The sequence below is a fragment of the Methylotenera mobilis 13 genome (genome assembly GCF_000384255.1).
Lineage (GTDB): Bacteria > Pseudomonadota > Gammaproteobacteria > Burkholderiales > Methylophilaceae > Methylotenera > Methylotenera mobilis_B.
This window is the reverse complement of sequence record NZ_KB913035.1, coordinates 650,855-664,480: the sequence shown is the minus strand read 5'-3', so window position 1 is coordinate 664,480 and position 13,626 is coordinate 650,855. Positions and strand designations below refer to the sequence as shown.

At 45.2% G+C, this 13,626-nt stretch carries 12 protein-coding genes; all 12 read right to left on the bottom strand.

Going from position 1 to position 13,626, the window contains the following annotated elements:
* Positions 1-51 precede the first annotated feature (51 nt).
* The 12 genes from A391_RS0103220 to murD all read right to left on the bottom strand — a co-directional run bounded on the left by A391_RS0103220 (position 52) and on the right by murD (position 13,618).
* On the bottom strand, positions 52-2,001 hold the full coding sequence (locus tag A391_RS0103220) for a lytic transglycosylase domain-containing protein (RefSeq protein ID WP_232416132.1): 1,950 nt from the start codon (positions 1,999-2,001) through the stop codon (positions 52-54).
* Between the two features lie 61 nt (positions 2,002-2,062).
* Positions 2,063-2,245, bottom strand: coding sequence for a hypothetical protein (locus A391_RS0103215; protein ID WP_019897288.1), 183 nt, complete (start codon positions 2,243-2,245; stop codon positions 2,063-2,065).
* A gap of 69 nt (positions 2,246-2,314) precedes the next feature.
* Positions 2,315-3,244 (bottom strand): UDP-3-O-acyl-N-acetylglucosamine deacetylase, encoded by a 930-nt coding sequence (gene lpxC, locus A391_RS0103210; protein ID WP_019897287.1) that lies wholly within the window; start codon positions 3,242-3,244, stop codon positions 2,315-2,317.
* Between the two features lie 163 nt (positions 3,245-3,407).
* Positions 3,408-4,586: a cell division protein FtsZ gene (ftsZ, locus tag A391_RS0103205; protein ID WP_019897285.1), complete on the bottom strand. Its 1,179-nt coding sequence runs from the start codon at positions 4,584-4,586 to the stop codon at positions 3,408-3,410.
* A 110-nt stretch (positions 4,587-4,696) separates the two neighbouring features.
* A complete protein-coding gene (gene ftsA / locus A391_RS0103200) occupies positions 4,697-5,935 on the bottom strand; it encodes a cell division protein FtsA (protein WP_019897284.1) in 1,239 nt (412 codons plus the stop codon).
* Positions 5,936-5,954: 19 nt separating this feature from the next.
* Positions 5,955-6,788: a cell division protein FtsQ/DivIB gene (locus tag A391_RS0103195; protein ID WP_019897283.1), complete on the bottom strand. Its 834-nt coding sequence runs from the start codon at positions 6,786-6,788 to the stop codon at positions 5,955-5,957.
* Positions 6,778-7,683 carry a D-alanine--D-alanine ligase gene (locus A391_RS0103190; RefSeq protein ID WP_019897282.1) on the bottom strand — a complete coding sequence of 302 codons (906 nt, stop codon included), beginning with the start codon at positions 7,681-7,683 and terminating at the stop codon, positions 6,778-6,780. Before A391_RS0103190 ends, A391_RS0103195 begins: the two co-directional genes overlap by 11 nt.
* A complete protein-coding gene (murB, locus tag A391_RS0103185; RefSeq protein WP_019897281.1) occupies positions 7,683-8,573 on the bottom strand; it encodes a UDP-N-acetylmuramate dehydrogenase in 891 nt (296 codons plus the stop codon). Before murB ends, A391_RS0103190 begins: the two co-directional genes overlap by 1 nt.
* Entirely contained in the window at positions 8,570-10,015 is a 1,446-nt protein-coding gene (gene murC, locus A391_RS0103180) for a UDP-N-acetylmuramate--L-alanine ligase (protein ID WP_019897280.1), read from the bottom strand. Before murC ends, murB begins: the two co-directional genes overlap by 4 nt.
* Positions 10,012-11,103: an undecaprenyldiphospho-muramoylpentapeptide beta-N-acetylglucosaminyltransferase gene (murG, locus tag A391_RS0103175; RefSeq protein ID WP_019897279.1), complete on the bottom strand. Its 1,092-nt coding sequence runs from the start codon at positions 11,101-11,103 to the stop codon at positions 10,012-10,014. Before murG ends, murC begins: the two co-directional genes overlap by 4 nt.
* Positions 11,100-12,263 carry a putative lipid II flippase FtsW gene (gene ftsW / locus A391_RS0103170; protein WP_019897278.1) on the bottom strand — a complete coding sequence of 388 codons (1,164 nt, stop codon included), beginning with the start codon at positions 12,261-12,263 and terminating at the stop codon, positions 11,100-11,102. The genes murG and ftsW overlap by 4 nt, the downstream gene beginning before the upstream one ends.
* A complete protein-coding gene (murD, locus tag A391_RS0103165; protein ID WP_019897277.1) occupies positions 12,260-13,618 on the bottom strand; it encodes a UDP-N-acetylmuramoyl-L-alanine--D-glutamate ligase in 1,359 nt (452 codons plus the stop codon). The genes ftsW and murD overlap by 4 nt, the downstream gene beginning before the upstream one ends.
* Positions 13,619-13,626: the final 8 nt, after the last annotated feature.

The following is a 13,626-nucleotide window of genomic DNA, read 5'->3' as shown; positions in this document are numbered from 1 at the left end:
AATTTAAACTGCTCACTCATTATTGACAGAGCCTCTACATATACAGAGCCATTACTCCACATCCGCCAAAATCACTTCGGACGTGATCCGTCCAGGAACAGTGCCCATTCTCGCCTTTAGACTTTGTACTGGAAGGCCTAATCTTGGCGCGTATATCTGCGCATTTGCCATCACTTTCTGTACATAGCTTCTGGTTTCACCAAAAGGGATCGTCTCTACGTAAATCGCTGCCTCTAAGGGTTCGTCAGCTACCCAGCGCCGTGCACGACTAGGCCCAGCATTATATGCCGCCGTTGCCATCACCGCCTGACCATTCATCACCTCTAAGGTATAACGCATGTAGTAAGTACCAATGCCAACATTAAACTTTAAATCGTGAATCATGTCATGGGTGTAATCACTTAATCCCATACGCTGAGCTGCCCATTTTGCAGTCGCTGGCATCAACTGCATTAAACCAGAGGCACCAACACCAGATTTTGCATAATGCATGAATCTGCTTTCTTGACGAGTTAAGCCATAAATCCAAGCTTCATCTACGTTCTCATTGACAGCGGCTGCTCTAAATAAATCACGATATGGTGTTGGATAACGTAAATTAAAGTCATGTAACTGCTTAGTATTATCTGCAGTACTGATTGCCACATCGTACCATTTTTGACGCTGTGCATACTCTGCCGCAGCAAGTAGCTGCTTGTCATCAAAATCACGGGTTGCCCATACCCATTCAGCCTTAGCCTCCCAGCGCATATCCAGTTTTTGCAACTCAAATGCGCGCTTAATCGCAGGCTGGCTAGCGATGGCCGTCACTTCTATTTCGCTTGGGGTATATTGCAACTGTGGGCTATTCATCACGCTATCCAGTTCCTCAAGCGCCAGCCAGCCATAATAATGCCGCTCAGTAGATAGCGGGCCCAATATTTTATTGGCTTCAACCAGTATGGATTTTTCCTTTAGCGCGCGGCCCTTCCAATAACGCCATGCACCTTCCTGCTGCTGCTCAGCGCTCATCTTACTAATTGCTTCTAACAGCACATCCCAATCATGTGCGCGCATAGCTGCACGTGTCATCCATGCCAGCTGCTCTTTATCTAACGAAGCTTCACGCGCTTTTGCATAATACTCAAGCGCTTGAGGGTGATGCTTACGTGCAGCATGATAAGCAATTCGGCCCCATGCAAACGCCGCATCAGGTTTTGACCATTGCTGCTGAAGTTGCAAATTGACTGCGACTGCATCGTCGATATTGCTACGCGCCAACACATCAAGCGCATACAGATTAACTTCTATGTCATCTCGCGCCTTAAACGAAGGTGTCTTTAAAACAGTTTTCTTGTTGTTAATTCTGACATTCACTGTTTTATTAGTAAGTAACAGCTTAGGCGTTTGCTTTGCTACTTCCAGCAGTTCAATATTGTTTTTATCAAATAATGGCAAGCGAGAAATAATGCTCTTAGCAACATTCAACTGTCCATCATGCAAGGCTAGCCTTAATCTTGCCCAAATATCGCTATTAGCTAACTCCCCAGCCTGCTGCATTGCGTCAAACAGTGGTGTACAACTACTTGGCAGGTCTGCAGAGCTCAACCAGATTTTTTTAACTTGGGCAGCCACATCTTGATGCTCAAGCTGACTTTTTCCATACAATGCATAACACTCAACTGCAGTATCAGCTCGTTTAAAGTTCTGGTGATGCTCAAAAAACAATGACCACTCTTGCTTCTTTCCTAGTTTCTTAAGCCATTCACCGCGTAAACGATCCACAAAAGCCATATCAGCATACTGCGTAAGAAATGCTTGCACTTCAGCATTATCAGCTTGATCTAACCTAAGCAACATTAGCCAATTGGCGGCATAAGGCGCCAATATATATTGCTGTTCATTAAGCTGATTAACATCTTCAGCCAAAGCTAGTTCATTTCTTTTGGCATAGGCTTCACGTGCGTGCTCAAACAACGCTTGGTATGACATTGCCGCAACATTGCCTGATAACAGCAACAAGGCTAAGCAAAGCTTACTAATATATCGCGATGGAAATAGGTCTAATCGTTTTTTGAATAGGCTAAACATAAAGAATACGACGCAACACAAAGAATACAGCGGTGACAATGACCAAGAAGAACGTATATTTAATGGTTTGTTTGAAGTAATGCAGATACTTTTTGTCGCTTGATAATAAATACAAGCCTAGCAACACCATGGCGGTAATCACTAATAAAACGAATATCAGGCGAATCATTAACATATACGCCTCCTCTTAATAATGACTAATCTTACTTGACTGTTTAAGCGCAGTGACTTTTGTCTAACGATTTTAATACACAGGGTTTGCCTGCAATTGTGCAGGCTGAGACAAGAAGGTTGCTGGAGCATCTTCTTGCTTTTCAAAAGTTGTATATTCCCAAGCAGTTTCATCTTGCATGAGTGCACGCAACAATTGATTATTTAATGAATGACCTGACTTATAAGCATAGAAAGCCCCTAATATTGGATGGCCTAACATATACAAATCACCAATCGCATCTAACACTTTATGTTTAACAAATTCGTCGTCGTAACGCAAACCATCATCATTCAATACACGGTACTCATCCAACACAATCGCGTTATCTAAACTTCCACCGCGCGCTAAACCATTGGAGCGTAAATATTCAACCTCGTGCATAAAGCCAAATGTACGTGCACGACTGATTTCTTTGATATAAGAATCGGCAGCAAAATCTATTTTGACATTGTTGCCAGAATGCTCGAATACAGGATGGTTAAAATTAATCGTAAAGTCAATTTTAAAGCCGTGATAAGGCTCAAACCTGACCCATTTATCACCTTCTTTGACCTCTACCGTCTTTTTAATCCGTATGAATTTTTTAGCGGCCGCTTGTTCAACGATACCCGCTTCTTGCAATAAAAATACAAAAGGGCCTGAGCTTCCGTCCATAATTGGAATTTCAGAAGCATCAACCTCTACATACACATTGTCGACACCCAAACCAGCAAGTGCAGACATCACATGCTCAACTGTTGCAACGCGTGCGCCATTGGACTCTAGCGCAGAACACATTCTTGTGTCATGCACTACGCCAGGAGTTGCCAAGATTTCATTAGGTTGAGGCAGATCAACCCGTTTGAAAACAATACCAGTATTAGGTGCAGCTGGGCGGAGGGTAAGAGTAACCTTTTCGCCATTGTGCAACCCAACGCCTGTGGCGCTTATCGCTTTTTTAAGTGTACGTTGCTTTAACATGCCTAATCAATTTCCATTCTCTAAGTTTCTGTACAGCACACTAGCCAACATTTAAAGCCTAACTATTTGCCTTACGAATCAATTAAATAATAACATAATTCAAGGCGACAGCATTTCGCTGGCTACATTGCCCTATCAGCATTAACCCTTAGTGCGATGTTAATTAGTCAGCTTGTTTACGTAAAAATGCCGGGATGTCATATTCTTCAACCCCTGACATTTTCATTGCTTCAACTTGCGCACGACGGCTATTTGAACCAAACACTGCTGGCGCTTCATCATCAGTAGTGATGTTTGCGTTACCAACAAAAATCGGTTGGTTAGTGGTGCCATCACGTACTACTTGTTGTGGCATCACACGCAACTCTGGTTTTTGCTGACGGCGTTGTGCGCCTGTCAAACCTGTTGCCACCATGGTGACGCGTAAACCATCACCCATGCTGTCGTCAAAAACATTACCTACAATCACGGTTGCATCTTCTGCTGTGAATGCTTTAATCGTGTTCATCACATCGTAGTACTCTTTCATTTTGAAAGCACTTGAAGTGGTGATGTTCACTAAAACGCCACGCGCATTTGCTAAGTTGACATCTTCAAGCAATGGACTTGCCACCGCTTGCTCAGCCGCGATACGCGCACGATCTGGGCCTGTTGCAAGTGCAGAACCCATCATTGCCATACCCATTTCAGACATTACAGTGCGTACGTCAGCAAAGTCAACGTTCACCATACCTGCACAATTAATGATTTCGGCAATGCCTGATACCGCATTGTGCAATACATCGTTAGCCGCCCTAAATGCTTCCAGGAACGGTACGTCCTCGCCTAATACTTCCATCAATTTTTCGTTAGGAATCACAATCAGTGAATCTACATACTTTGATAATTCATCTAGACCATCAGATGCGACTTTAGTGCGTTTTCCTTCGAATGCAAAAGGTTTAGTCACCACTGCAACCGTTAAGATACCCATTTCTTTAGCGATTTGTGCAATCACTGGTGCAGCACCTGTACCTGTACCGCCACCCATACCTGCAGTGATAAACAGCATATCAGCACCCTCAATCAGCTCTGCAATTGCGTCGCGGTCTTCTAATGCAGCTTCACGACCTACTTCAGGTTTTGCACCTGCGCCCAAGCCGCGTGTCATTGCCTCGCCAATTTGCAATACTGTTTTTGCTTGGCTCTTTTTCAAAGCTTGCATATCAGTATTCGCGCAAATAAATTCAACGCCACCCACATTTTTTTCAATCATGTGCGCAACTGCGTTGCCGCCGCAACCACCAACACCAATGACCTTAATCACGGCTTCTTGCGAATTTTTTTCCATAATCTCAAACATTTTACTGCCTCCTCTTTTTAGCGTTCACTTTAACTGTTACTTCTGCCTTACTACTTTTCACTGCTAAACACTTACGACTACTTAAAAACTACTTGTTACTAAGGTAACTTTTAGAAATTACCTTGGAACCAACTCTTCATTCTTTCTAAAATTCGTCCAAATGAACTTGATTCCATTTGTCCAGTTAAATGGCGTTCTAGCTGTTGCTTACCCATTAATACTAGACCCACACCTGTCGCGTAGCGCGGATTGCTCACCACTTCAGATAAGCCACCGACATAACGTGGCATGCCTAAACGTACAGGCATATGGAATATTTCTTCACCCAACTCCACCATGCCGCGCATCATCGCTGAACCACCAGTGATGACGATGCCTGATGCAATCATGTCTTCCATGCCACTACGGCGTAACTCATTCAACACTAGCTCATAAAGCTCTACTACTCTTGGCTCTAGCACCTCAGCTAAGGTTTGCACTGATAACTGACGTGGATCACGACCATCTACGCCTGGCACTTCCACCACTTCACGTGGGTCTGCTAGTTGGCGTAATGCACAACCGTGCTTAATCTTGATATCTTCTGCTGATTGTGTTGGTGTGCGGAAAGCAACCGCCACATCATTTGTCATTTGGTCGCCAGCGATTGGCACCACAGCGGTATGGCGAATTGCCCCTTGTTTGAATACTGCGATATCGGTAGTACCGCCACCAATATCAACCAAACAAACACCTAGCTCTTTTTCATCTTCTGTCAGCACTGCAAGACTTGAAGCCAAAGGCTGTAAGATCAAATCACTCACTTCAATACCGCAGCGCTTAATGCATTTCACAATATTCTGGGCGGCAGCGACGGCACCAGTCACGATATGCACTTTTACTTCTAACTTCATGCCGCTCATGCCTAATGGCTCGCGCACGTCTTCTTGGCCGTCGATAATGAATTCTTGAGTGAGAATATGCAAAATTTGCTGGTCTGCTGGCAATGCAATCGCGCGCGCGGTTTCAATCACACGGTCTACATCCATTTGAGAGACTTCAGCATCTTTAATCTTGACCATACCGTGTGAGTTAAGGCTCTTGATATGGCTGCCTGCAATGCCGGTATAGACATTATTGATTTTGCAGTCAGCCATCAGCTCAGCTTCTTCTAGAGCTCGCTGAATAGATTGCATCGTAGATTCAATATTCACGACCACGCCTTTTTTAAGACCGCGTGAAATATGCTGGCCTAAGCCAATCACCTTTAAGGTACCTTCTGGCTGCAACTCGGCAACAATCGCCACAATTTTAGATGTGCCGATATCCAAGCCTACAATCAAATTCTTATCTTCTTTTATTCTGCTCATTCTTCATCCCTTCCGTGAATTAGGTCACGGTTCCCGTGCGTTTTTTTATTGCTTCGCTTTTAATACCTTTTATGTCAGCCGTCTTTTTGCTGGCAATATCTGTTGCTTGATGGTCACTTGCTACACTCGCAACTTTTTCTTTTTCTGTACTAATCGCCTCGGTGGGCCTGCGCACCGCAAATCCACTCGGATAACGCAAATCCACATATGCAATTTTTTTATTCAAGCCAACCAATGTACTGCTATAAATATTGGCAAACTTCTCTAGCCTTGCTTGCATCTCCACTCGACCCAGTTCAAGCACGATGCCGTTGGTTGTTGTAATCTGCCATGCGCGTCTAGGTGTTAGCGCTAACGTAGCTACTTCTAACTTAGCGGTTTTCAACACTTGGCTTAAAGCATCATATTGCGATGCCACTTCAATCACGCCATTGTCTGGGCCATAAAATACTGGCAAATCACTACTAGAAGCCGCATGAAATAGCTCTCCTTGCTTATTCACCAATGCAGTGTTACCCCAACGTGCAAGCGCTTGATGCTCTTCAATCACTACTTCCAATTTATCTGGCCAGCGACGACGCACACTTACGTTGCGGGCCCATGGTAATTTTTCAAACGCATCACGTGCATTAATTAAATCCAGCGTAAAAAAATTGCCTTTTAAATGCTTTGCTACAATCAGTTTCACCTGCTCACGGCTTACATGGCGCAGCTCTCCATCCACCTTCACTTCTCGAAGTGGAAAAATCGGCAAATGCACGACTACATACACCACTGCATATAACACCGCCACCATACTTAATGCGTACAGTAGGTTTGCTATCCAGTTGAGTAATGCAGGCCTATCCCACATGCGCCAACCTCAACACCTTCACCACTAACTCATCAAAGCTAATACCAGCGGCTTTCGCTGCCATTGGTACCAAACTATGATCTGTCATCCCTGGGCTAGTGTTCACCTCTAAAAAGTAGTGCTTACCTGCCTCATCCATTAAAAAATCTACACGCCCCCAGCCTTGGCAACCTATCGTATTAAATGCAAGCAATGCCTCTTGCTGGATAAGTGCTTCTTTTTCTGCACTCAAGCCAGATGGACATCTGTACTCTGTGTCATCGCGCAAGTATTTAGCTTCAAAATCATAAAATTCATTTTTTGGCACTATGCGCACAATCGGGAGTGCTTGATTACCCAAAATACCTACGGTGTATTCACCACCGCCAACAAATTGCTCAGCAATTACTAAGGGGTCAGACTTAGCTGCTAACTCATATGCCGCTTTAAGGCCACCGGCCTGCTTTACTTTACTAATGCCAATGCTGGAGCCTTCATTGGCTGGTTTTACAAACAAAGGTAAACCTAGTTTTTTTTCAATCGCGTCAAAATCTGAATCTGCAGTCACTACTTCAAATGCTGGAGTGCTCACCCCAGCTGCTGACCACATCATTTTGGTGCGCCATTTATCCATACCAATCGCGGATGCCATCACACCACTACCCGTGTATGGAATACCTAATAACTCCAAAGCCCCTTGCATCGCACCATCTTCACCAAAACGCCCATGCAATGAAATCATGGCTAAATCAAATGACTCTAAATCGTGTAATGGTCTTGTGGCAGGGTCGAACGCATGGGCATCAACCCCTTGTCTTTGCAATGCTGCAAGCACAGCCGCGCCACTTTTAAGCGAAACTTCACGTTCGCCAGACTTACCACCTAACAACACTGCTACTTTTCCAAAACCCTGCATTATTCTCTTACCTCTAATTCGCCTAGCACTTTAACTTCTTGTTGAAGTGCAACCCCTTGTTTTTCTAGTACAGTTTCTCGCATGTGCTGAATCAGCAGTTCAATATCCAAAGCATTTGCACCGCCAATGTTGACAATAAAATTGGCATGCTTTTCAGACACTTGCGCACCACCAATGATGTAGCCTTTTAATCCACTCGCCTCTATTAGCCTTGCCGCAAAATCACCCGGGGGATTCCTAAATGTAGAACCAGCGCTTGGTTGATTCAATGGCTGAGCGGCAAGACGTTTTGCTAGCAATCCTTTAATTTTCTGTGCCGACTCTTGCGCATCGCCATGCTCTAGTCTTAACCATGCTGCCACAAACCACTCATCTGACACTGGCATATCAATATGTCGATAGCTCGGAATAAACTCAGCTGCATCTCGAGTGTTAAGCTCACCTCGCTTATTAATCGTCGTTACACGCTTCACTACATTCCATGTTTCACTGCCATAACAGCCTGCGTTCATGGCTAGTGCGCCACCTAAAGTACCTGGGATCCCCGCAAAAAACTCAGCGCCTTGCCTAGCTTCTTTAGCGCAAAATTTTGCTAATTTGGCACAAGTCACACCAGCTTCTACATAGACAGCTTCGCCATCCATTTGTAGTGTAGTTAACACGTTATGCATCAACACTACCGTGCCGCGCACACCACCATCTCGTACCAATAAGTTTGATCCCAAACCTATAAAGTAGATTGGTTCAGCTTCATCCAGACTTTGTAAAAAATGACGTAAGTCTTCCAAATCTGCTGGAATATAAAGTTGATCCGCACGTCCTCCGACGCGCCAACTGGTATAGCGCGCCAATGGCTCATTTAAAAGCAGTTTTCCTGTGTGCTGAGTCATGCAGCAGCTACTCCTTTTGATTGCGATACCTTATTCAACTGCAACTCTTTGGTCTTTAACGCAACCTGACCTATCGAACCCGCCCCCATCACAATCACCACATCATCAGCATGTGCAACATCTAAAATGGCTTGTGGCAATTCATCTGTCATTTCTACAAATAAAGGCTCCACCTTGCCTGCGACACGAATCGCCCGTATTAGCGAGCGCGCATCGGCTGCAACAATCGGTGCCTCACCCGCTGAGTACACCTCTGTTAGCAACACAACATCGGCACTAGACAGCACTTTTACAAAGTCTTCAAAACAATCTCTAGTACGCGTATAACGATGGGGCTGGAATGCCATCACTAAACGTCTATTTGGGAATGCGCCACGCGCAGCTGCGATCACCGCCTGCATCTCTACAGGATGGTGCCCATAATCATCAATCAATGTAAACGTGCCATGATTGGCTTCATTACGTGGCATTGCTGGCACTTCACCATAGCGCTCAAAACGTCTACCCACACCCTTAAATTCTTTTAAGGCTTTAATGATGGCAGCATCCGGCACATTCAATTCACTAGCAATCGCAATCGCGGCCAACGCGTTTAATACATAATGGTTACCTGGTAAATTCAAGGTCACATCAAACTCAGTCGTCACGCCGTTAATGCGTTGTACAGTGAAGTGCATCTTGCCATCATCGGCGCGCACATTCTTAGCACGGATGCGCGCATCTTCACTCAAGCCATAGGTCATCACTGGCTTAGTCACGCGTGGTAGTATTTCGCGGATATTGGCATCATCTACACACACCACTGCCATGCCCCAGAACGGCAATTGCTGTAAAAACTCTACAAACGCACTTTTTAGTTTTTCAAAGCTGTGTTCATAGGTATCCATGTGATCTTGGTCAATATTGGTGACCACTGCCATCACAGGTGTTAGGTGTAAAAATGAAGCATCGGACTCATCTGCCTCAGCAACAATATATTCACCTGTTCCCAGTTTGGCATTAGCATTGGCTGCTTCTAATTTTCCACCAATCACAAAAGTTGGATCCATGCCTGCTTCTGCCAAGATACTGGCGATTAAGCTAGTCGTGGTCGTTTTGCCATGTGTGCCAGCTACAGCGATGCCCTGTTTAAAACGCATGAGTTCCGCCAGCATGAGCGCACGTGGCACCACTGGAATTTTTTTCTCTCGTGCCGCTTTAACCTCAGGGTTGGCCTCATTTACCGCAGATGACACCACAACCACATCAGCATCTTTCACATTTCCTGCTTCATGACCTTGGTAAACCGTTGCACCAAAGGCAACCAAGCGTTTGGTCGTTGCATTAGAGGCTAAGTCCGAACCACTGACGTTGAAGTCCAAGTTAATGAGCACTTCAGCAATCCCGCTCATGCCTGAGCCGCCTATCCCAACAAAATGGATATTTTTTACTTTATGTTTCATTCTGCACCTCCTTGCACTGCCATTTGTACGCAAATTTTTGCAACATCGGCGGTAGCTTCTGGTTTGCCTAATGCGCGTGCTTTTTTAGCCATTTCTAGGCATTTTTCACGATTCAATTCTTTTAATATCTGCGTCAATTTCTCTACACTCAATTCTTTTTGTTGCACCAATATTGTGGCGCCTGCATCTGCTAAGTATTGGGCGTTGCCTGTTTGGTGGTCGTCTACCGCAAAAGGGAACGGCACCATTAGCGAGCCCAAACCCGCAGTTGAAACCTCAGCCACGGTTAACGCGCCTGAACGACAAATCACAAAATCCGCCCATGCATACATGGCTGCCATATCATCGATATAAGCACGCGCATCTGCGACAACGCCTGCTTGCTTATAATTGTTTTGCAATACCTCAATATGCTTCACGCCAGCTTGGTGTACCACTTGCGGACGTTGGTCTGCTGGTAACTTTGCCAATGCTTGCGGAATCACCTCATTCAACGCTTGCGCGCCTAAGCTACCACCCACAATCAACAACCTTAGTGCATCTGTTCTGTTTGCAAAGCGTTGCGCTGGCGCTGCTATCGCTGAAATATCCGCACGTACAGGATTACCTACCAATAGCGCTTTCTGTCCAAATGCTGAGGGAAATGCAGCTAAAATCTGTGTAGCCACTTTTGCCAATACTTTATTTGTTAAGCCAGCTACTGAGTTCTGCTCATGTATCACCAATGGCAGACCTTGCAATTTCGCCATCAATCCGCCTGGAAATGCTGCAAAACCACCCATGCCTAACACCACATCTGGTTGATACTGGTTTAATGCTTTCAAGCTCTGGCTAAATGCTTTTACCAACTTCACTGGCAATAACAACCAACCTAATAGGCCATTGCCACGCACACCTTGCATGGTAATCATGGCTTTATCGTAAGCTTTGTCCGCAATCAGTTTGTTTTCCATGCCGCCTTGCGTACACAGCCAAACGATATTCCAGCCTTCGTTTTTCAACGTATCAGCCACTGCCATAGCAGGATAGACATGTCCACCAGTACCGCCAGCCATCACCATCAAAGTTTTGGTTGTTGCCTTACTCATGCTGGCAGCCCTTTTTGAAGTCGACGGTTCTCAAAATCAATACGTAGCAATATGGCAAGTGCAACGCAGTTAGCCAAAATGCCACTACCACCGAACGACATTAAAGGTAGCGTCAACCCTTTGGTTGGCAACAAGCCCATGTTCACACCCATATTGATAATGCTTTGCACACCAATCCAGACCCCTAAACCCTGTGCCAACAAAGCTGAGAAGTAGCGTTCATTTTCAATTGCTTCTTTAGCAATCCCAAACGCACGCATTAATATCCATACAAATAGGCCAATCACAGTTAGTACACCAATAAAGCCTAATTCTTCAGCAATCACCGCTAGTAAGAAGTCTGTATGCGCTTCTGGCAGATAAAGTAATTTCTCCACACTGGCACCTAAGCCCACACCAAACCACTCACCGCGACCAAAGGCGATTAATGCATGTGAGAGTTGGTATCCTTTACCATATGGATCTGCCCATGGATCCATAAAGCCAATCACACGCTCTAGACGATAAGGTGAGCTCCAAATCAGGAACACAAAACCAACCACTAGCAACACAATCAAGCCGCCAAAAATTCTTGCGTTAATACCGCCTAACCACAAAATGGAGATTGATATTGCGGCAATCACAGCAAACGCACCAAAATCAGGCTCATTTAATAACAGGCCGCCAACAAGCAACATCACAAACAGCATCGGCATAAAGCCTTTGGTGAAGCTATCCATCACCGCAGCCTTACGCACGGTGTAATCTGCCACGTACATGGCGGCGAATAGCTTCATAAACTCAGAGGGCTGTAGGTTAATTACAAACAATGACAACCAACGGCGACTGCCACCCACTACCTTGCCAATACCTGGTATCAACACTAATACCAACAATGCCAAACCCAACAAAAACAAATACGGCGCCATTTTTTGCCACCACGCCATCGGTACGTTAAATGCAATAAACCCAGCAGTTAAACTCACTATCAAAAATATCGTTTGACGTACCAAGTAATAACTACTGTTATAACCAAGTGCTTTATCTGACTCAGCAATTGCAATCGATGCTGAATACACCATCACCAAACCAATCCCTAGCAGAATCAATGTCACCCATAGCAAGCTTTGATCGTAGCTAGGGGAGTTGATGCGGTCACGGTTTAGCATCGTGGTAATCATATGGCCTGCTCCATACGCTTCACTGCTGCCACAAACACTTCTGCGCGGTGCACATAGTTTTTAAACATATCAAAGCTGGCGCAGGCTGGAGATAACAGTACGGCATCACCCGTTTGTGCCATTTTCTTAGCAATCGTCACGGCCTCTGGCAGATCCGCCGCGTGATACAACGGCACATTAGTTGATAACAGCTCGGCGTCAATTAACGGCGCATCCCTACCAATTAACACTACCGCACGTGCGTTAGCACTCACTGCCTCTTTAAGTGGCGAAAAGTCTTGCCCCTTGCCATCACCACCGGCAATCAACACAACTTTTTGCGACAAGCCTGATAAGGCTGCGCAGGTTGCTCCAACATTAGTGCCTTTTGAGTCATCGTAATAATCAACGTCATCAATATTGGCGACCCACTCCACACGGTGCGGCAAACCTTTAAAGTTATATAAAGTCTGAATAATCGGCGCAAACTCCAAACCAATGCCACGGCAAAGTGCCATAGCAGCCAACGCATTACTTGCATTATGCAAACCAGCGATTTTAAGATCGCTAACATTCATCAAATCTTGCTTGCCATAGCTCAACCAAGCCTCACCATCCGCTTGTCTAATCCCATAGCTTTGTTCATCTTCTGGTGCATCTAAGCCAAATGTCACTTGTGCCAACTTAGCGCGTGACATCATCATGCTCCATGCATCATCGCGGTTTAATACCTGTAATTTTGCTTGGTAAAAAATATGCGCTTTAGCCACAGCATAACTTTGCATGCTGTCATATCTATCCATATGGTCTTCAGATAAATTCAACATGGTGGCTACATCTGCTAACAAACTATTGGTTGTTTCTAACTGAAAGCTAGAAAGCTCCAGCACATAAACATCTGGTGCTTCCATACTTAAGGTATCAAGTACTGGCAAACCAATGTTGCCAGCGACAATAGTCTTTAAACCAGCAGCCTTGCACATTTCACCAACCAAGGTAGTCACTGTGGTTTTGCCATTAGCTCCTGTAATCGCAATCAACTTAGCACTGGCTGGACGATATTGCGCAAACAACTCAACGTCCCCCACCACCTTCACACCACGCTCAATTGCAGCTTGTATTTCAGGCTCACTCAGTGCTACACCAGGGCTAATCACAACCAAATCCACACCGTCAAACACAGCTGGTTTCAACGCACCGGTATACACAATCGCGTCAGGCAACTCCACTTTCAGTGTATCCAGCCCAGGCGGCACTGCACGAGTATCTGCTACAGACAAGCAGGCGCCTTGGCTATTTAGCCAGCGCAATGCCGACAACCCGGTATCGCCGAGGCCAAGCACTAATACATTTTTGTCTTTTAACGCAATTTGCATGTTTAATT